Source organism: Maribacter vaceletii (genome assembly GCF_003634105.1).
GTDB lineage: Bacteria > Bacteroidota > Bacteroidia > Flavobacteriales > Flavobacteriaceae > Maribacter_B > Maribacter_B vaceletii.
On the sequence record NZ_RBIQ01000007.1, the window covers coordinates 1,323,243 to 1,344,458 of the forward strand.

The window sequence follows — 21,216 nt, forward strand, 5'->3', positions numbered from 1 at the left end:
ACAATGCCACTACAGAACACTAACCCAACAACAGCAAAAGCTTGGACTAAATTAGAGGAGCACTTTAGTTCTATAAAAGAAACTACTTTAAAAGATTTATTTAGAAAAGACCCTAAAAGGGCAGAAAAGTTTACTCTAAATTGGGAAGATTTTTTAGTAGATTTTTCAAAGAATAGAATCTCTAAAGAGACTATAGATTTATTAGTAGAATTGGCTAATGAATTAGAGTTAAAAGATGCAATAAATAAATACTTTACTGGAGACGTAATTAATGAGACCGAAGGTAGAGCAGTATTACATACAGCACTAAGAGCTAAAAAAGAAGATACTGTTTTAGTAAACGGAAAAAATATTATACCAGAAGTATATGAGGTTAAGGAGCATATTAAAGAATTTACTAGCACTATAATATCTGGAGAAGCAAAAGGATATACAGGAAAATCTTTTACTGATGTTGTAAATATAGGTATTGGGGGTTCAGATTTAGGGCCTGCAATGGTAACCGAAGCTTTAAAATTTTATAAAAATCATTTAAAATTACACTTTGTTAGTAACGTAGATGGCGATCATGTACGTGAAGTGTTAAGAGATTTAAATCCAGAAACAACACTTTTTGTAATTGTATCTAAAACTTTTACAACACAAGAAACCTTGAGTAATGCAACAACTATAAAAAAATGGTTTCTAAATCATGCAACTCAAGAAGATATAGCAAAACATTTTGCAGCCGTTTCTACAAATGCAGAAAAGATTGCTGAATTTGGAATATCGAGTGATAACGTTTTTCCTATGTGGGATTGGGTTGGGGGCCGTTTTTCTCTTTGGAGTGCTGTAGGTTTGTCTATAGCGTTAGCAGTAGGCTATGATAATTTTGATGCTTTATTACAAGGGGCAAATGAAATGGATGAGCATTTCAAAAATGAAGATTTTGATAAAAATATACCAGTAGTTTTAGCACTTCTTAGTGTTTGGTATAATAACTTTTATGGCGCAGAAACAGAAACAATAATACCATATACACAGTATTTAAGTAGATTTTCTGCCTATTTACAACAAGGTATAATGGAAAGTAATGGTAAAAGTGTAGATCGCAATGGTATTACAACTAAATACCAAACGGGAACAATAATTTGGGGGGAGCCTGGAACAAATTCGCAACACGCCTTTTTTCAATTAATACACCAAGGTACTAAGTTAATACCTGCCGATTTTATAGGATTTAAAGAGTCTTTGTATGGTGAAACAGACCACCATAATAAATTAATGGCTAATTTCTTTGCGCAGACAGAAGCTTTAATGAACGGAAAAACTAAAGAACAAGTAGATTCAGAGTTAAAAGCTAAAAACGTGTCAGAAAAAGAAATGGAGAAATTATCTCCTTTCAAAGTGTTTCAAGGTAATAAACCTACAAATACACTACTAATAGATAAGCTCACCCCCAAATCTTTAGGGGCACTTATAGCAATGTACGAGCATAAAATATTTGTACAAGGTGTAATCTGGAATATTTTTAGCTATGATCAATGGGGTGTAGAGCTAGGAAAACAACTAGCGGGAACTATACTAAAAGATATAGAAGGTTCTGAAATTGCTAATCATGATACATCTACATTACAATTATTGCAAGAATTTAAGAAATAATAGAGGGTTTTAATAGTATTTATAAAAGCTTATAACTTATGTAGTTATAAGCTTTTTTTATGATAAAATTATGTTAATTTTGATGCGATTAATTTAACATTGTCTTAATGTGTTGTTAAAAAAAATAGAACACATTTGCACAATAAATGAAAAAACAAACAAATAGAGAAATGAAAAAAATGTACTTCGCATTAGCAGCTTTTTTAATGACTGCAGTTGCATTTTCACAAGGAACAGTTACTGGTACAATTATAGATGGAGATTCAAATTCTCCATTACCAGGAGCAAGTATAGTAGTTAAAGGAACTACAAACGGTACTTCTGCAGATTTTGATGGAAACTTTACAATAAATGTTTCAGATGCTTCAGGAAGCTTAGTAATTTCATATATTGGATTTATAAGTAAAACAGTAACTTATACATCAGAAGGAAGCTTAGGTTCAATTATATTACAACCAAATGCAGAAGAGTTAGAAGGTGTTGTGGTAACTGGAATAATGGATATTGCAAAGGATAGAGAAACCCCTGTTGCAGTATCTACAATTAGAGCATCAGAAATTCAGGAAAAATTAGGAAGTCAAGAACTTCCAGAAATTTTGAAATCTACCCCTTCTGTATATGCAACAAAATCTGGAGGTGGATTTGGAGATGGAAGAGTTAATGTTAGAGGCTTTGATTCTCCAAACATTGCAATTATGGTTAATGGTATTCCTGTTAACGATATGGAAAACGGATTTGTATATTGGAGTAATTGGGCTGGTTTAAGTGATGTTACTACAGCAATGCAAGTACAAAGAGGTTTAGGTTCTTCTAAATTAGCAATATCTTCTGTAGGGGGAACAATAAACATTGTAACTAAATCAACTGAGCAAGAAAAAGGTGGTGCTGTTACTTTAGGAGGAGGTAATGACGGCTATTTAAAAACTAATGTTTCTTATAATACCGGTAAATTGGATAATGGATTTGCTGCAAGCATATTGTTAGGTAGAACTGCTGGTGATGGTTATATTAACGGAACAGAGTTTGAAGGTTATAATTACTTTATTGGTTTAGGATATGAGCCAAATGAAAAACACAATTTTCAATTTATATTAACTGGTGCTCCACAAGTTCACAATCAAAGAACTACTAGCTTTTTTAATGTTGCTGAGTTGTCAGATTATATAGAATACGGTAAAAAATATAATTATAATGATGGCACTTTAAATGGTGAAGAATTCGGTTGGAGAAAAAACTTTTATCACAAGCCAATTGTATCTCTTAACTGGGATTGGGAAATTAATGAAAAATCCACATTGTCATCTTCTGTTTATGCTTCTTTTGGTAGAGGTGGAGGAACAGGTGATATAGGTGTAGGTCCAAGTTTTGGATTTGCAAGTTCTAGTAGATATAGAAACCCAGAAAATGGGCAAGTAGATTATGAGTTAATCTCAAGGTTTAATGGTGGTGAAGCGGTAACATTTTATGATGGCAGAGATTATCAATTATCACCTAATGGAGATGGAGAATATATTACAACTAGTTTTGGAGATGGTTTAGCAAGAAGAGCCTCTATGAATTCTCATAACTGGTATGGTGCAATAGTTAATTTGCACACAGATGTAAGTGAAAATTTTAGTTATGATTTTGGAATAGATTTAAGAACCTATAAAGGCATCCATTATAGAAGAATGGACAATTTGTTAGGAGCAGATGGTTATGTAGATGGGGATGATATTAATAACCCGGATCATGTAATTAGAGCTAGTGATACTATTGAATCAGATTTTTCTTCAATTCTAAATGTATTTAAGAGTATTGATAATGAAGAAAAAATAGACTATTATAATGATGGTATAGTTAATTGGCTAGGTGCTTTTGGTCAAGTAGAATATAAAAATGAAATTATTTCAGCTTTTCTTCAAGGGGGTGTTTCTCAACAAGGATTTAAAAGAATAGATTATTTTAATTATTTAGACTCTGACCCTGCTCAAGAAACAGACTGGGAAAATATTTTAGGAGGTAATATTAAAGGTGGTCTTAATGCCAATATTGATGAAGAAAATAATGTTTTTGTAAATGCAGGATATTATTCTAAGCAACCTAAATTTGATGCTATTTTCTTAAATTTCTTAAATGATTTAAACCCAGATTACAGAAATGAAAAGATTTTTGGTGTTGAAGCTGGTTACGGCTTAAATTTAGGGGATTTTAGAGCAAAACTAAATATATATAGAACTTCTTGGAAAGATAGATTTGTAAATGTTGAAGTAGAAACAATTACTGGAGATGAAGGTTTTGCAAATATTTCAGGTGTACAACAAATTCATAAGGGAATTGAAATAGAAGCAGATTATAGAGCTTCTGATGTTGTACAATTTAAAGGAATGATTTCTTTAGGAGATTGGGAATATTCAGGAAACGTTAATGGTGTAGCTTTTGACGATAGTCAAAATGTTATTGATGATGATGTTAATTTATTTTTAGATGGAGTAAAAGTTGGTGATGCAGCTCAGTTTACATCTAATCTAGAAATGGTAGTTCGTCCATTAGAGGGGTTAAAATTAAGTGCAAATTTATTTACGGCATCTAAGTTATATGCTTCAATTTTAGCGGAAGATTTTGATGAACCTGATCATAATGGTTCTTTAAGATTACCAACATATAATCTTGTTGATGCTGGAGCATACTATAAGTTTAAATTAGCTGGTAGTAATGAAATTAGTTTAGCCTTTAATGTAAATAATGTTTTTGATAAAGAATATATTGCTGAGTCATTAACAAATACATTTGCATCTCCTGGAGATGATACTTATGAAGGTATCTCTACAAGTAACAAGGCTTTCTTTGGTTTTGGTAGAACATGGAATGTTAGTATACGTTATAACTTCTAGAGAGAGAATAGAAGAAGAATTTTTTAAAACCCTGCTCTATGCAGGGTTTTTTTATGCTTAAAATTCACTATTTTTATCAAAATAATTGATGACTATGGAAATTATAAAAACCCTTCATTCTTCTTTGGCCTATGTTGCATTGGCGGTATTATTCTTAGCAGTAGCAAATGCTATTATTGGTTTAGTTGGTAATAAGGTATTTACAATGACTAAAGATTTGCGAATAAGCCTATTTGCAATGATTTTATGTCATATTCAATTACTTGTAGGGCTTATCCTTTATTTTGTTTCTGCAAATGGCTTAAATGCTATTAAAGAGCTTGGTATGGGAGGTTTAAATTCTGCAGCAAGGCTTTTGGCAGTAGAACATCCTTTTATTAATATTATTGCTTTGGTTTTAATTACAATTGGTTGGTCCCGACATAAGAAATTTGTTGAAGGGAACAAAAAATTTAAAAGTATTGCAATGTTCTATGGTATTGGTTTAATACTTATTTTAAGTAGAATTCCTTGGGGACAGTGGTTTTCTTAAAAAGCTATTTTTTTATTAAGTACATATATACAGGAAAGTGATCACTGTATCCTCCTGCATAACTTCCACCTGCATATGTTCTATAGGGGTAACCTTTATATTTTCCTGTTTGGGTAAGTAAAAAGGAAGGATTATAAACTCCTGTTTTCCAAAAAGTGTACCCATTAGAAGAAATAGAATTGGTTAAACTTTTGGTCATAAAAAATTGGTCAAATAAGTTCCATTTATCTCTATAAGCAAGAGTGCCAATTCCTTTTTTAAATAGTTTTTCCATAGGATTGTAAAGTTCCCCATCTTCTAATTTTTTCTTTTTCCCTTTAGTTCGTAATATTTTTTTTAGGCTATCATCTATTGGGTCATCATTTAAATCTCCCATACTTATGATTTTAGGATCTACTTCAATTTTAGAAATAGAATCTATAATACGTTTATTAAGTTTAGCTGCTTGTAATCTATTAGGTTTGCTCCTTGCTGCACCACCACTTCTAGACGGCCAATGGTTTACAATAAAATGAATTTTATCACTATCTAATAAGCCACTTACTACAAGTTGGTCTCTGGTATAATCTCTATACCCTTCTTCATTAAAGAGTAAAAGTCTATGGCTGTTAAAACTATCAGGAATAAATACATCTTTCTTATAAAGTAAAGCTACATCTATACCCCTTTCATCAGGCGAGTCAAAATGTATAATACCATAATTTTTGTTTTTAATATTTGGATGATTTACCAAATCTTTTAATACTTGTAAATTTTCTATTTCGCAAAGCCCAATAATATCTGGAGATGTGTTGGTTACTTTAAAACCAATTTGGCTTAATACTTTAGAGGTGTTTTTAATTTTAGTGTTATATCTATCTAACGTCCAATTATCCTTTCCAGAAGGGGTTCTATCGTCATCTCTAGTAAGGGAATCATTTTTAATATCAAACAAGTTTTCAACATTATAAAATGCGATAGTTCGGACTGCATATTTGTTTTTTTCCTGTCCGTATCCTGTATAAACAACAAATATAAATACAAGAATATTCTTTAAAATTGTAAAGGTATATTTCATAAATATTTTAATATATGACAAAATAATAAGGTTTTTTCATACAATAAAATTGTCTTTTTTGCTATATGTATATGCAACCATTAACCATAACCAAATATAATGCGATATTTTGTATTGTCGCTATGGCTTTTTACGCTACAATTTTTAGTAGCGCAAGATGATTTTAAAATAACAGGCAAAGTTATCTCCATAGTAAACCAAGAAGCGCCTATTAATGCTACACTTAGCATTAATGGAAAACCAAAAGAAAGTCCTATACCTATATCGGGTAATTTTACAATTTCTTTGAGCATAAAGGGTTCTTTTATTTTAGAAGTTAGCGCATCTAATTTTGTAACTAAGAAATTAGAGTTAATAGGTACTAGAGAGGATATAGATTTAGGCATTATTTATTTAGAACCAGATATAGTAATTGAAAAAACCAATAATTTAATTGCTTTAACTGATGCCGATTTGGAGGATGACCAAGGAGAATCTATTACTTCTGGTTTATTACAAGCAACAAAAGATATTTTCCTTAATAGAGCTGCTTTTGATTTTGGTCAGGCTTTTTTTAGAGTTCGGGGCTATGATTCTCGTAATGGGAAGGTGCTAATTAATGGTATTCCCATGAATAAACTCATAGACGGAAGGCCACAATGGAATAATTGGGGAGGATTAAATGACGTTACTAGAAACCAAGAATTTTCAGCCGGCTTAAATCCTTCTTCTTCATCTTTTGGAGGAATTTTAGGAACTACAAATATAGACACGAGGCCATCGCAACTTAGGCCTGGGTATAAATTTTCCTCTTCTATTTCTAATAGAACTTATGCAGGTAGATTAATGGCAACGTATACTTCTAGGACTAATAAAAAAGGAATTACATATAGTATTTCGGGTTCTTTAAGAGGTGCTAAAAATGGCTTTGTTAAAGGAACATTATATAGTGCATATGCAATTTATGGCGCATTGGAATATAATTTAAACACCAAACATACACTACTACTAACAGCCTTTTTGGCATCCAACAGAAGAGGAAGGTCTTCTGCAATTACAGAAGAAGTGTTTGAACTAAAAGGGAATACCTATAACCCATATTGGGGAAATCAAAATGGGAAAATAAGGAACTCTAGAGAGCGTAAATTACAAGAACCTACGTTTATGCTTAACCATAGATTTATTACTGAAAAAGCACTCATAAACACAGGAGTTTCTTACCAATTTGGAACACATTCTAAAAGTAGATTAGGATATTATAATGCACCTAACCCCGATAAAACATATTATAGATATTTACCAAGCTTTTATTTAAACAGCCCAATCGGTGCTAATTTTTATAGCGCAAATAAAGCGGAAGAAGATTTTTTAGAGAATGCACAAATAGGTTGGGAGAGTTTATATGCAGCAAATACAAATACCATAACTTCTCCAGCTTCTTATATGTTATATAATGATGTGGTTAAAGACCGCCAATTTATAATTAGCAGTGTAGCAAATATTAATTTTGGAACTAGTTTTAAATTAGATGTTGGCACGTATTATCAAAATCTACATTCTAAAAACTATGCACAAATAGACGACCTATTAGGAGCAAATTATCATAATGATGTAGATGCTTTTTCTAACACAAAAAATAATGTAAATGAAAATCAGGAAAAAATAGCAGGAGATATTTTTAACTATAACTACAATATTCTTGCAAATAACTACAATGTATTTGGGCAGTTAAAATATGAGTCTAAAAAATGGGAAGGATTTATATCTGGAAAATATAGCACATCTAATTATCAAAGAGAAGGGTTATACAAAAACGAACGCTTTTTAGATAATTCCTTAGGGACAAGTGAGAAGATAAATTTTTCAAATATGGCTACAAAAGCGGGTGCTACGTATAAAATTAACGGTAGAAATTGGGTGTCTACTAATGTAGCATTAATGAACAGACCTCCAACAGTGCAAAACTTGTTTATTAACCCTAGAGAGAATAATACTATTGTTGGCGAGAGTACAAAAGAAAAAATAACTAGTGTAGATTTAAGTTACTTTGCAAGTTTTCCTAAACTAACAGGAAGAGTTACAGGTTTTCATACCCGTTTTCAAAATACTACAGATATTAATTTCTTTTTTGTGGATGCTGGTGTTGGGTCAGATTTTGTGCAAGAAGTTCTTACAGGTCTAGATAAATTACATATTGGTGCAGAGTTGGGAGTAACCTACCAATTATCCTCTGCGGTAAAACTTTCTGGTGTATTTTCTCTTGCAAAATATGTATACGCAAGTAACCCTAATGTTTCTATAAATTTTGATACTGCAGATGCATCAGAAGAACTTATAAATACAACCGGAAATGTAGATTTGGGAGAAGCATATATAAAGGATTATAAACTAGCACAAGGGCCTCAAAAAGCATGGGCTATTGGTATAGATTATAGAGACCCTAAATATTGGTGGGTAGGGCTTAGTGCTAATTTTTTAGGCAATAATTATAGTAATATATCTACCATTACCAGAACAAACAGTTTTTATTTAGATCCAGAGACTGGAGAAAAATTTCCAGATGCTACAGAAGAAAAAGTAACGGCATTATTAGAGCAGAAGCCATTAGATAATTTTTACTTGTTAAACGCAGTAGCAGGTAAATCTTGGTTAGTAAATGGCAAATACATTAGTGTTTTTATTAGTCTAAATAATTTATTTAATACCACATATAGAACAGGAGGATATGAACAAAGTAGAAATGGAAATTATGGGCAATTAAGAGATGATAACCTTAGTGGTAGCCCTTCTTTTGCTCCCAAATATTGGTATGGTTACGGTAGAACCTATTTTTTAAATTTTGCATATAGTTTTAATTAAAGAAGAGAATGAAGAATGTAAATACATACAAGAATTACTTTTTTATACTAATGTTAAATTTAGTATATAATTTAGGATGTGCTCCAGATAAAAATTTTGAAACACCAGATAATCTATGTAATGCAGACTTAGTAGCTACAATTAGTTTAGAAGATTTAAAAAATATATATGTTGATGGTGTTATAGAAATACAAGAAGATTTAGTCTTGGAGGCAATTGTTATTTCATCAGATAAAGAAGGGAATTTTTTTAGTGTTCTTCATTGTCAAGATAAGCCCATAAATCCTTCAGGGGGAATACAACTAGAAGTGGATTTGCAAAATTTGCATTTACAATATCCTGTGGGCTCCAAGGTATTTATAAAATTAAAAGGACTGTATTTAGGAAAAAGTAAAGACACTTATAAAATTGGAGGTCTTTTTACTTCTTTTGGTAATTTATCGGTAGGTAGGTTGCCAGCACTATCTTTAAAAGAACATGTGTTTTTATCTTGTGAAGAACAACAAGAATTAGAGCCAACAGTAATAGAAATACCCCAGATATCTGACCAACTCATTAATACTTTGGTTAGGTTTAATGATGTAGAGTTTTTGGAAGAAGAATTACAACTAACATTTGCAGAAGAAAAAGAGGAAACCGGAAGAACATTACAAAGCTGTGATGAAGATATTTTAAAACTTGTTAATAGTGGTTATTCCAACTTTTATGATAGTATTTTACCAAATTTAAATGGTACTATAACAGGAGTGCTTTCAAAATCTAGCAAGGATTATCAATTAATAATTAGAAGTTTAGACGACCTTAATTTTAATAAAGAACGTTGTGTAGAAGAGATAACAGAATTTACATCAGATGCTATATTTATATCAGAATTAGCGGATCCAAATAATACTAGTTTAGGAAGGTTTGTAGAGCTTTATAATGCTAGTGATAGTACATTAGTTTTAAATAAATGGACATTACAAAGATATACTAACGGAAATATAGAAGTAAGTTCAGAGGTAAATTTATCTGGTCTTGAAGTAGCGCCCCAAAGCACAATAGTAATAGCTCCTAGTGCAGATAATTTTAATTCTATTTATGGTTTTTTACCAAATTTAGAAGTTGGGATTAATAGTCCTGCAGATTCTAACGGCGATGATAATTTAATCTTGGTAGACCCTTTTGGTAAAATAATAGATGTTTTTGGTGTAGTTGGTGAAGACGGTTCTGGTACAAACCATGAGTTTGAAGATGGTAGAGCAGTAAGAAAATCAGAGGTGCAAAATGGTAACCCAGTCTATGATTTTAGTGAATGGATTATTACTAATGATTCTGGAGAGGATGGCACTATAAATAACCCAGGAGTTGCTCCAGAAAGTTATACTCCAGGGGTACATAATTAAGATTAGTAGCTTGCTATTTTTTCTAAATCGGAGGGTGTAATTGGTTTTACTATATAATCTGTAACCATAGGATAAGCTTTTATCATTTCTATTTCATTAGGATTAATAGAAGAACTCATAACAATTATTTTTATATCCTCTTTATTAGAAATTGTTGCTTTCGCAAAACTGTCTAAAAATTCCCAACCGCTCATTATTGGCATACTTAAATCTAAAAAAATAATATTTGGTAAATTTTTGGTAGCATTAAGATTAATAATACCTTCAATGCCTTCTTTTCCATTTTCAAATTCAATTATAGAATTACAAAAATTACATTCATCCATAAGTCGTTTTACAATATATACATAGATAGAGTCATCATCAATTATGCAAACAGAGTTAATTTTTTTCATTACAATATTAGGGTGTTATGAATTTTAAGGTAAATGTTGTTCCTACATTTACTTCACTTGTTACAGAAATACTACCGCCCATTGCTTCTATCTGGTTTTTAGTTATATACAAACCTACACCTCGGGCATTTTTATTTCGGTGAAAGGTTTTATTCATGCCAAAAATTTTATTTCCAAATTTATTTAAATCTATACCTTTTCCATTATCTGTAAAACTTAAAATTAAATTTTTTCCAGAATTAGTAGTTTTAATTTCAATAGAGGGAGGTCTGTCATTAGCAGAGTATTTTATACTGTTTGTAAATAAATTTAGTAAAATACTATCTAAATAAGCAGGAACTCCAAGAACAATAGAGTTGGAGGAGAGCTTTAAGATACAGGAAGCATTTTTCTCTATAAAAGTAGCCGAGATATTATTTTTCACATTTTCTATAACCTCTTTTAAGTTTATAGGCTCAAGTTTATTAGTAACGTTGGCGTTAGATTGTACAACCTCATTTAAATTATATACAGTACTATTAAGACTTTCTGTAGACTCTCGTAACATAGCCATTAATTTTTGCCTTTCCTCATCTTTTCTTTCTTCTAATAAAAATCCTGTAACCATAGATAAGTTTGTAGCATGGGATCGTAAATCATGGGAAACCATGTGGGCAAAATTAGTGAGACTATTATTCTGTTCTCCGGTTAATTGTGCGTATTCTTTTAGTTTTTGTTCAGATTCTTTTTCTTTAGTTATATCTGTTATAACCCCTATTGCTTTATTATTATGCTTTTCTGTTTCTGTAAAAAAAGTTACTACAGCTCTTAAATGTCGTATACTTTTATCTTTAAGGATAACTCTATATTCAATTACTCCGCTTCCTTCTCCTTTACTAACTGCAAAAGCTTCATTTAAAACTCTTAAAAAATCATCGGGATGTATAGCAGATTCCCATGCCTCGTATGTGCTTTTATAGTCTTTTGGGTTTTTATGGTGTAATTTATAAGACATAGCATCCCAAGTAGCAATTCTGTCTTTTGTTGTAAATTGCCAAATACCTACATTAGAAGCTGTAGTCGCTATTTTTGCTCTTTCAGCTTCTTTTCTATATTTTAATTCGGCAATTTTGCGGTCATTAATATCTTGGCAAATACCATATAATCTTACACATTTACCATTAATAAATTCTGGTTTGCCTTTTGTTCTAATCCAAACTTCTTTTCCTTTACCAGTAATCATGATTACTTCAGTATCCCAAGGAGTTCCTTTTGTTATTGCAATATTAGCTAAGCGTAAAACAGTATCTCTATGTTCCCCTTCTTTAAAGTGTTTAAAACATTCTTCAAAACTTTGTGGAACATAGTCTAAGGGTTGTTCATGAATAATATTAACCATTTTGGTCCAAGTAACTCTAAAATTTTGCAGATAAGCCTCCCAGCCACCAACTCTAGAAACAATTTGGGCTTCTTTAATTAAAGCTTCTTTGTTTTTGTCTTTAGTAATATTATCAAGTTCAATAATTAATCCTTTTACTTGTTCATTAATTCCTTTCCAAGAATTAATACTCCATTTTAGCCAAATAAATTCATTATTATTACCATTAAACTTTTTACCATCATTATAACAATCATTTCCTTTTAGGCAGTATTGTAAAAAAGCGGAAAAGTCTTTAGGTAAATTATACATTACTGAGAAAAAGTCTTTGCCAATAATATTAGTTTTTAATTCAAAGTTATTCTCCCAAGTTTTGGAACAACTTATAAATTCTAATTTGGAATTTAGTAATGCTACAGAATTTGAAGTTTCCCTAATTAATTTAGGGTTTAAAGCTAGTTTTGATAATATAGAGGCGGCCATTATGCAATTTAATGAATATATGTAAGGGAATTAGTACTATAGATAAAAATTATTATTTAATAATATTTTAATATTAATTGATTATAGTTTGGTTGCTATATTTTGTAAATTTAGATACTTAAAAAGATAGAAAGGAATAGTAATAATCATAAAATATAGTGTACTATGGATGCTAAAAAAAACCATGAGAGTGGAGATATAAGTAAATGCCCTTTTATGGGAGGAGTGCAAAAAGAAACAGCTGGCGAGGGTACTTCTAATAAAGATTGGTGGCCTAATCAATTAAATTTAAATGTTCTTCGTCAAAATTCTTCTTTATCTAACCCTATGGGTAGTGCATTTAACTATGCAGAAGAATTTAATAAACTAAACTTAAGTGATGTTAAACAGGACATTATTAAGTTGCTTACAACATCGCAAGATTGGTGGCCTGCAGATTATGGTCATTATGGGCCAATGATGATCCGTATGGCATGGCATAGTGCAGGAACCTATAGAGTTGGTGATGGGCGTGGTGGTGCAAATACAGGAAATCAACGTTTTGCGCCATTAAATAGTTGGCCAGATAATGGCAACTTAGATAAAGCCCGTTTGCTATTATGGCCTATAAAAAAGAAATATGGAAAGAAAATTTCTTGGGCAGATTTAATGATATTAACAGGGAACTGTGCTTTAGAATCTATGGGTTTTAAAACTATGGGTTTTGCAGGAGGAAGAAAAGATGTTTGGGAACCAGAACAAGATGTATATTGGGGTTCCGAAAAAGAATGGATGGGAAATGAAGAGCGTTTTGAAGATGGAGATTTAGAAGGATATTTAGGAGCATCTCACATGGGGTTAATATATGTAAACCCAGAAGGCCCTAATGGAAAATCAAATCCTTTAGAAACAGCAAAGCTTATGAAGGAAACTTTTGGGCGTATGGCAATGAATAATGAAGAAACAGTTGCACTTACAGCCGGAGGGCATACTTTTGGTAAAGCTCATGGCGCTGCAGATCCAAACAAATATGTTGGTGCGGAGCCTCATGGAGCGCCAATAGAACAAATGAGTACAGGGTGGAAAAATACTTTTGGCACAGGTGTTTTAGATGATGCTATTACTAGTGGAATTGAGGGAGCTTGGACACCAAATCCTACAAAATGGGACCACGATTTTTTTGATGTATTATTAAACTACGATTGGGAGCTAACTAAAAGCCCTGCAGGAGCAAGCCAATGGAAGCCAACAGAGGCTTCAAAAGCTAAAATGGCTCCAAAAGCAGGTGATGCATCTAAAAAACAAGGATTAATGATGACAGATGCTGATATGGCATTAAAAGTAGATCCTGAATATTTAAAGATTTCAAAATATTTTCAAGAAAACCCAAAAGATTTTGAGAAGGCTTTTGCTAGGGCTTGGTATAAATTAACACATAGAGATATGGGGCCTATTTCTCGTTATTTAGGTGAGGAAGTTCCTAATGAAGAACTAGATTGGCAAGACCCTATTCCAACAGTAAATTATACTTTGAGCAATAACGATATTGAAACATTAAAGAAATTAATTTTAGATTCTGGTTTAACGGTTTCTCAATTAGTTTCTACAGCATGGGCATCTGCCTCTACTTTTAGAGGTTCAGATATGCGTGGTGGTGCAAATGGAGGTCGTATTCGTTTAGAACCTCAAAAAAGTTGGGAAGTAAATAATCCTAAAGAGTTAGAAAAAGTTCTTGCTACTTACAATAATATTCAAAAGGAATTTAAAGGAACAATATCTATAGCAGACTTAATTGTTTTAGGAGGCTCTGTAGGGGTAGAAAAAGCAGCAAAGAATGCTGGTCATAATATAACTGTTCCTTTTACAGGAGGAAGGGGAGATGCTTCTCAAGAGCAGACAGATATAGAGTCTTTTACACATTTAAAACCAGATGCAGACGGGTTTAGAAATTATAAAAAGGAGTCTATTAAGTTAGCAGATGAAAATTTACTACTAGACAAAGCTAATTTGTTAACATTAACTGCACCAGAAATGACAGTATTAGTAGGTGGTCTAAGAGTATTAGGTGCAAATTATGATGGGTCTAATCATGGCGTATTTACAGAAAATGTGGGTAGTTTAACAAATGATTTTTTCTTAAACATTTTAGATTTTACATATACTTGGAAATCAATTTCTAATGAAGATGTTTTATTTGAAGGGATAGATAGGAGAACAAATACAGCTAAGTTTTTAGGAACCCGTGTAGATTTAATCTTTGGCTCTAATACAGAACTAAGAGCTATTGCAGAGGTATATGCTGCAGATGATGCAAAAGAAAAATTTGTTACAGACTTTGTTGCCGCTTGGACTAAAGTGATGAATTTAGACCGTTTTGATGTAAAATAGATTAGGGTATTTTAAATAAGAAAAAAATTTATAATTAAATAAAACTGCTATACTCTTAAGAAAGATATAGCAGTTTTTTATACATTTATTAGTATGAATAATGAAAGTTTTTTTAACGAAATCCGAAATGGAAATTCCTTATTGGTAGAAGAAGCACTTACAAAAAATCCTGATTTAATAAATGCAAAAGACCAGAGAGGTTCTACTCCTTTAATCTTAGCAACATACTACAATCAGGAAAATATAGTATCTCTTTTATTAGAGAAAGGAGCAAAAATAGATCAAAAAGATTCTTCAGGGAATACCCCATTAATGGGTGTATGTTTTAAAGGGTTTTTACCAATAGCTAAAACATTAATAGAAAAAGGAGCAAATGTAAATGAGCGCAATTCTATGGGTGCTAGTAGTTTAATTTATGCCGCAACATTTAATAGAGAAGAAATTGCAAAACTTCTTATAGAATATGGCGCAAAAAAAGATGTTAAAGATGCTCGAGGAAACACTGCATTAGATCATGCGAAAATGCAAGAATTACCAAACTCTTTTTTAACTTTACTAGAGTAAAAAATGCAGTAAATGAAAAGTTCTAAATTAGAAATAGCTCTTGTACAAACTAGTCTGGTTTGGGAAAATCCTAAAGAAAATAGGCAAATAATAGCAGAAAAGATTAAGGAAATAAAGCCTTCTACAGATATAATTATTTTACCAGAAATGTTTACTACTGGTTTTACAATGTCTCCTAAAAAAATAGATTTTAATGCCGCTTTAGAAACCTTAAAGTGGATGAAAACTATTTCTAAAGAAAAAAATGCCGCTTTAGTTGGTAGTATAGTTTATAAAGAAGAAACTAAAAATTACAATAGGTTATATTTTGTAGAGCCCAGTGGTAAAGTTAGCTTTTATAATAAAAGACATACGTTTACTTTAGCAGGTGAAGATAAAGTTTACACAGCTGGGAAAGAAAAATTAATTGTAGAATACAAAGGGTTTAAAATTTGCCCATTAATTTGTTATGATTTAAGGTTTCCTGTATGGTCTAGAAATACTACTAATTACGATGTGTTAATCTATGTAGCCAATTGGCCTAAAAAAAGAATACTAGCTTGGGACAGTTTATTAAGAGCAAGAGCTATAGAAAATATGGCGTATTGTATTGGCGTTAATCGCGTTGGGATAGATGCTTTAGCTTACGAATATCCTGGACATTCTTCTGCTTATGATAGTTTAGGAACACTACTATCCTTTTCAGATAAAGAAGAAGTTATATATGCTACAATTACAAAAGAACATATAAATACTACAAGAAATAAACTTAAGTTCTTAGAGGACAAAGATTTGTTTAATCTATTATAGTAAAGGTTTGCTCCAATTCCCAATTAGCACGAACCTCAATAGCAACAGGATAGTAACTAACCCTTTCTGGTTGTATTTGTTTTAAATAATTACCAGTGTCCCATTTTTTATTTGCATTAGTATCAAAGAGTACACGAGCTAAATATTTACTTGGTTTAAGGTTATTAAACTCAAACACTTTAGGTTCAGTAGCATAAATTTCTCTTTGTACTTCACCTTTCTCATCTGTTAATTGAATAATAATAGGGAAAGTTAAGCTGTTACCTACAAGTGTTAATCTTAAATTACCATAGTCTGCATAACCTTTAGTTTGTAAGTTAAAAGACAAAGTATCATTAGAGGTGTTAAAAAAATCTGTTATTGCGCCAGGGAATAAATCTATTTGGTAACTTTCATTAGGTTCTTTATCAAAACTAAAAACAACACTATTCTTTAAAGTATCTGTAGTAATGCTATGTTTTACCGCTAAAGAATCTTTATTTATTATTTTAATTTTAGAAGTATCGGTTTTAATTATTGGGGTGTTGGAGGCTATTTCAAAAATTTGATTAAAATCTATACCGCCAGAATAATTAGCAATAAGTTTAAGAGAGTCTAGCTCTAGTTTTCTATTCTTTATTTTAAAAGTATCTATAGTTTTAAAAGTATTGTTTTTTGCTAAGAAAAGAAGAGAATCCATTTCAAAAGGAGTAAACCAAAAATTAATACTATCTTTTTTGTATTCTTTTTTATAGGTAGAAATTACAGAATCCGGTATTTTAGAGATTGCATCAATCTCTATATCATTACCATCTCCATAATAGCCAAAGGTTATTTTATTTTTTGCAGTTAAAGAAGGCAAAGACATAGAAAAATCGGGAACTTCCTTAAACAAGTTTAATAAGAAAATAGAGTCTGTAGGGACAATAACTGTATCTTTAATAAAGCCTATTTTGTCAGTGTTTTGGTCAAATATATTGTTCTTAGCTTCATCTTTTAAGGCAAATAAAGCATATTTTCCTTTTTTTAAATTTCTAAGATTAAAAATAATAGTACTATCTAAAGTATTCGTTATATAATTAGGGGGTCTTTTAAAAATAGTAGAATCGTTATAAGTACTATCTATTTCGTATAACATAACACTAACAAACTCTTCAGAATCTTTATTAAATGCATCTTTAATTACACCAGTTATTTCTAAAGAATCTATGTAAGAACCTGTAGAAAAAACATAGGTTAAAAACCTATTTGGGTTACCCTCATTATTATCAACTATACTTTCACCAAAATTAAAAGTATACGTAGTGTTTTCTTTTAAAGTATCTTTTATCTTAATTTCTACATACTTACTTGCACTACCCTGTGGAGATAAAAGTGGTGTATATTTTAAAGGAGGAGAAACAATTAATTGTTCTTGTACATCTTTAAGCTTTACATACTCATCAAAATATAAACGAATTTTAGTATCAGAAAAATTGACAGACATATTTTCTGGCTCCGCTTTTATAAGTACTGGTGGGTCTAAATCTTTAGGTCCTCCCGTAGGGTTACCCCTTCTTGCACATTGATAAAAAGCAGCAATAATAATACTAAAAAAAAAGCAGGTTAAAATTCGTTGTAACATTCCTAAAATTGTTAGTAACAAAGAAACAACATATTTAATGAATTTAGAAATTAGAGTACTACTGCCATACTACAAACATAAATTGTAATATTTGGAGTTTCCTGTAAGGCTTTTGCACAAATTTCCATGGTAGCACCAGTAGTTATAACATCATCAATTAATAATACATTTTTATTTTCTAGGATAGCAGTATCTGTTAATTCGTATAGTTTTTTAGAGCTTTGCCACCGGTTAATTCTTCCTTTTTTAGTTTGTGTTTTGGTATTTGCTGTTTTTATAAGAACACCTTCAAGAAAAGTAGTATTTAAGTGCTTTGCTAAACTTTCGCCAAATAAAGAAACTTGGTTATATCCTCGTTTTCTTTTTTTCTTTGGATGTAGAGGAACAGGAATAATATAATCTATATCTTTTAAGTAGTTGTTTTTTTCTAGAATTTGACCGTACCAATCCCCAATAAAAGAACCTATTTGCTTTTGGTTTTTATATTTTAAATTGTGAATTAGGTTTTTAACTATACCTATTTCGGTAAAAAGCAGGAAAGAACTAGCTTTTTTTATATTTATTATGCCATAAAAAATACGGTCAACAGCATTTTCTTCGTTAAAAGTAAACTCGGTGAGTGGTATTTGGTTTCGACAAATGGTACATAAATGCTTCTCTCCTCTATTTAATCGTGCATTACAACCAAAACACACTATGGGCAATAGGAGGGTATTTATATCATTTAGTATATTTGGTAACTTAGAATATAACAAATCTTAGTTTTTTATTAACCTACTTAAAGACCGCTTTGTTCTGATGGACAGTCAAGATACTAAAATTAATTATAAAGTTTTACTTGCAGCTATGGTTGCTGTTGTAATAGCAATTCTTATTGCTTTTTACTATAGCTACGCCCAATCTAAAACAGAAATTAGTTATTTAGAGCAAGAAAAAGAACTTCTTGTAAAAGATTTAACTATTATGAAAGCAGATGTAGATAGGCTTTCTGCTCTTAATGAGGTTAATGATATAGAATTACAAGACTCTAAATACAAAGTACAACAGTTAATAGATTCTGTAGGTAGATTAAATTTTACGGTAGAAAAACTCAGAGAATTTAAAACGGAGTTAAGACGTTTAGAAGCTAAAAACGATAGTCTTAAGTTAAAGAACAACTTTCTTAAGTACAACAATATGTTACTTGGAGAAAAGTATGAGGAATCTAGAAGACAAATAGAAGTTTTAAGAGGAAAAAGTAGCTCTTTGGCAGAGGCCGAAGCATTACAACGCAAAAAAATATTAGAACTAAATGACGAGCTTAAAACTAAAAGTTATTTAAGATTACAAAACTCTGAGGGTAGTGGTTTTAGGTTACGAAGTGGTAAACCTATAAAAACAAACAAAGCATCAATTATAGAAAAACTTAGAGGTTGTGTTACCATAGTAGCAAATCCAGAAGATGCCAATCAAGAAAAAATATTGTATTTACAGTTTTTAAGCCCTAATAAACAGGTTATAGAAGACAATGCCAATACTATAAACGTAAATGGTAATGTATATAGTAAGCGAGTAGAGCTTGTTTTTAATGGTGAAGAAACAAATGTATGTGATTTTATTACCATTCCAGAAGGTTCTTTAACTCCAGGAACGTATACAATTAATGTTTTTGAAGATGAACGTTTACTTTCCTCATCAGAATTTCAATTAAAATAATATATTTTTTAGTCTAATATTCTATTTTTGCTAGATGGCAAAACAAGAAGACATTTTTAAAAAAGTAATTTCCCATGCAAAAGAGTATGGATATGTATTTCAATCTAGTGAAATATATGATGGTTTAAGCGCTGTTTATGATTATGGACAGAACGGTGTAGAACTTAAAAAGAACATTAGAGAGTACTGGTGGAAAGCCATGGTACAGTTAAATGATAATATTGTAGGATTAGATGCTGCAATTTTTATGCATCCCACTACTTGGAAAGCTTCTGGCCATGTAGATGCTTTTAATGACCCTTTAATAGATAACAAAGATTCTAAGAAAAGATATAGAGCAGATGTTTTGGTAGAAGACTATGTTGCCAAAATTGAAAATAAAATTGAAAAAGAGGTTAAGAAAGCTCAAAAACGCTTTGGAGATAATTTTAATAAAACACAATTTTTAGCTACAAACCAGAGAGTTGTTGATTATCAAGAACAAGTAACAAGTATTTTAAAAAGGCTAGGACAATCTTTAGAAAAAGAAGATTTAGTAGATGTTAAAAAACTTATAGAAGAGTTAGATATTGCTTGCCCAATGTCTGGTTCTAAAAACTGGACAGATGTTAAGCAGTTTAATTTAATGTTTGGAACTAAATTAGGAGCCAACGCAGAAACTGCAATGGATTTATATTTAAGACCAGAAACTGCTCAAGGTATATTTGTAAACTTCCTAAATGTTCAAAAAACTGGACGTATGAAGATACCTTTTGGAATTGCGCAAACAGGAAAAGCTTTTAGAAATGAAATTGTAGCAAGACAATTTATTTTTAGAATGCGTGAGTTTGAGCAAATGGAAATGCAATTCTTTATTCAGCCAGGAACACAAAAAGAATGGTATGAGAAATGGAAAGAAAATAGAATGAAATGGCACCTTTCTTTAGGAATGGGAGAAGATAATTATCGTTTTCATGACCATGAGAAATTAGCGCATTACGCAGATGCAGCAGCAGATATAGAATTTAGATTCCCGTTTGGTTTTAAAGAATTAGAAGGGATACATTCTAGAACAGATTTTGATTTAGGAAGTCATGAAGAATTTTCAGGAAAAAAATTACAATATTTTGACCCTGAACTAAATAAGAACTATGTTCCTTATGTATTAGAAACATCTATAGGTTTAGATCGTATGTTTTTAGCAGTATTTTCTAATTCTTTACAAGAAGAAGAGTTAGAGAATAATACCACAAGAACAGTTTTAAAGCTTCCTGCAGTTTTAGCGCCAACTAAAGCAGCAATATTGCCATTAGTTAAAAAAGATGGTTTACCAGATATAGCACATGGTATAATAGAAGATTTAAAATGGGATTTTAATGTAACGTATGATGAGAAAGATGCTGTTGGTCGTAGGTATAGAAGACAAGATGCCAATGGAACGCCATTTTGTATTACAGTAGATCACCAAACCAAAGAAGATAATACCGTAACTATTCGTCATAGAGATTCTATGGAACAGGAAAGAGTTGCAATTGCAGATTTAAAAGCAATAATATCTAAAGCGGTAGATATGAGAACTTGGCTTTTAAAAATGAAATAGCATTAAACATATTTTTTAAAAAAAACTCCATTAGCTTTTTTTAAGGCGGATGGAGTTT

The 21,216-nt window shown here is 31.1% G+C and carries 15 protein-coding genes; 10 read left to right on the forward strand and 5 right to left on the reverse strand.

What is annotated here, in order from left to right; translation table 11 throughout:
* Nucleotides 1–3 precede the first annotated feature (3 nt).
* From pgi to CLV91_RS05405, 3 genes are all read left to right on the forward strand, one after another.
* The gene (gene pgi, locus CLV91_RS05395; protein WP_121064726.1) at nucleotides 4–1,641 is read left to right on the forward strand and encodes a glucose-6-phosphate isomerase; all 1,638 of its coding nucleotides are present in this window, start codon (nucleotides 4–6) and stop codon (nucleotides 1,639–1,641) included.
* A 170-nt stretch (nucleotides 1,642–1,811) separates the two neighbouring features.
* Complete coding sequence (locus CLV91_RS05400) at nucleotides 1,812–4,514, forward strand: TonB-dependent receptor (RefSeq protein WP_121065750.1); 2,703 nt, start codon at nucleotides 1,812–1,814, stop codon at nucleotides 4,512–4,514.
* A gap of 94 nt (nucleotides 4,515–4,608) precedes the next feature.
* The gene (locus CLV91_RS05405; protein WP_121065753.1) at nucleotides 4,609–5,046 is read left to right on the forward strand and encodes a hypothetical protein; all 438 of its coding nucleotides are present in this window, start codon (nucleotides 4,609–4,611) and stop codon (nucleotides 5,044–5,046) included.
* 4 nt (nucleotides 5,047–5,050) lie between these two features.
* Here CLV91_RS05405 and CLV91_RS05410 read toward each other — a convergent pair whose 3' ends face one another.
* Nucleotides 5,051–6,103 (reverse strand): endonuclease/exonuclease/phosphatase family protein, encoded by a 1,053-nt coding sequence (locus tag CLV91_RS05410; RefSeq protein ID WP_170146701.1) that lies wholly within the window; start codon nucleotides 6,101–6,103, stop codon nucleotides 5,051–5,053.
* A 99-nt stretch (nucleotides 6,104–6,202) separates the two neighbouring features.
* Here CLV91_RS05410 and CLV91_RS05415 point away from each other — a divergent pair, with 99 nt between their 5' ends.
* Nucleotides 6,203–8,941, forward strand: coding sequence for a TonB-dependent receptor (locus CLV91_RS05415; protein ID WP_121064728.1), 2,739 nt, complete (start codon nucleotides 6,203–6,205; stop codon nucleotides 8,939–8,941).
* 50 nt (nucleotides 8,942–8,991) lie between these two features.
* Nucleotides 8,992–10,326 carry a DUF5689 domain-containing protein gene (locus CLV91_RS05420; protein ID WP_170146702.1) on the forward strand — a complete coding sequence of 445 codons (1,335 nt, stop codon included), beginning with the start codon at nucleotides 8,992–8,994 and terminating at the stop codon, nucleotides 10,324–10,326.
* Nucleotides 10,327–10,328: 2 nt separating this feature from the next.
* On the opposite strand, the gene CLV91_RS05425 is transcribed toward CLV91_RS05420, so the two are convergent.
* Nucleotides 10,329–10,721, reverse strand: coding sequence for a response regulator (locus CLV91_RS05425; protein ID WP_121064731.1), 393 nt, complete (start codon nucleotides 10,719–10,721; stop codon nucleotides 10,329–10,331).
* Nucleotides 10,722–10,728: 7 nt separating this feature from the next.
* The gene (locus tag CLV91_RS05430; protein WP_121064733.1) at nucleotides 10,729–12,561 is read right to left on the reverse strand and encodes a PAS domain-containing sensor histidine kinase; all 1,833 of its coding nucleotides are present in this window, start codon (nucleotides 12,559–12,561) and stop codon (nucleotides 10,729–10,731) included.
* Nucleotides 12,562–12,726: 165 nt separating this feature from the next.
* Here CLV91_RS05430 and katG point away from each other — a divergent pair, with 165 nt between their 5' ends.
* The 3 genes from katG (at nucleotide 12,727) to CLV91_RS05445 (ending at nucleotide 16,281) form a co-directional block, all read left to right on the forward strand.
* Nucleotides 12,727–14,928, forward strand: coding sequence for a catalase/peroxidase HPI (gene katG, locus CLV91_RS05435; RefSeq protein ID WP_121064735.1), 2,202 nt, complete (start codon nucleotides 12,727–12,729; stop codon nucleotides 14,926–14,928).
* 93 nt (nucleotides 14,929–15,021) lie between these two features.
* Nucleotides 15,022–15,492: an ankyrin repeat domain-containing protein gene (locus tag CLV91_RS05440; RefSeq protein WP_121064737.1), complete on the forward strand. Its 471-nt coding sequence runs from the start codon at nucleotides 15,022–15,024 to the stop codon at nucleotides 15,490–15,492.
* 12 nt (nucleotides 15,493–15,504) lie between these two features.
* Nucleotides 15,505–16,281 (forward strand): nitrilase family protein, encoded by a 777-nt coding sequence (locus CLV91_RS05445; protein ID WP_121064739.1) that lies wholly within the window; start codon nucleotides 15,505–15,507, stop codon nucleotides 16,279–16,281.
* On the opposite strand, the gene CLV91_RS05450 is transcribed toward CLV91_RS05445, so the two are convergent.
* Entirely contained in the window at nucleotides 16,268–17,884 is a 1,617-nt protein-coding gene (locus CLV91_RS05450) for an Ig-like domain-containing protein (RefSeq protein ID WP_121064741.1), read from the reverse strand. The two genes, CLV91_RS05445 and CLV91_RS05450, sit on opposite strands and share 14 nt — an antisense overlap.
* A 50-nt stretch (nucleotides 17,885–17,934) precedes the next feature.
* Nucleotides 17,935–18,579 carry a ComF family protein gene (locus CLV91_RS05455; RefSeq protein ID WP_317124770.1) on the reverse strand — a complete coding sequence of 215 codons (645 nt, stop codon included), beginning with the start codon at nucleotides 18,577–18,579 and terminating at the stop codon, nucleotides 17,935–17,937.
* Nucleotides 18,580–18,682: 103 nt separating this feature from the next.
* Between CLV91_RS05455 and CLV91_RS05460 the strand changes: the two genes are divergently transcribed.
* Together CLV91_RS05460 and CLV91_RS05465 are read left to right on the forward strand one after the other, a co-directional pair.
* A complete protein-coding gene (locus CLV91_RS05460) occupies nucleotides 18,683–19,579 on the forward strand; it encodes a hypothetical protein (RefSeq protein ID WP_121064743.1) in 897 nt (298 codons plus the stop codon).
* A 34-nt stretch (nucleotides 19,580–19,613) separates the two neighbouring features.
* Nucleotides 19,614–21,158, forward strand: a complete 1,545-nt coding sequence (locus tag CLV91_RS05465; protein WP_121064745.1) for a glycine--tRNA ligase — start codon at nucleotides 19,614–19,616, stop codon at nucleotides 21,156–21,158.
* Nucleotides 21,159–21,216 lie beyond the last annotated feature (58 nt).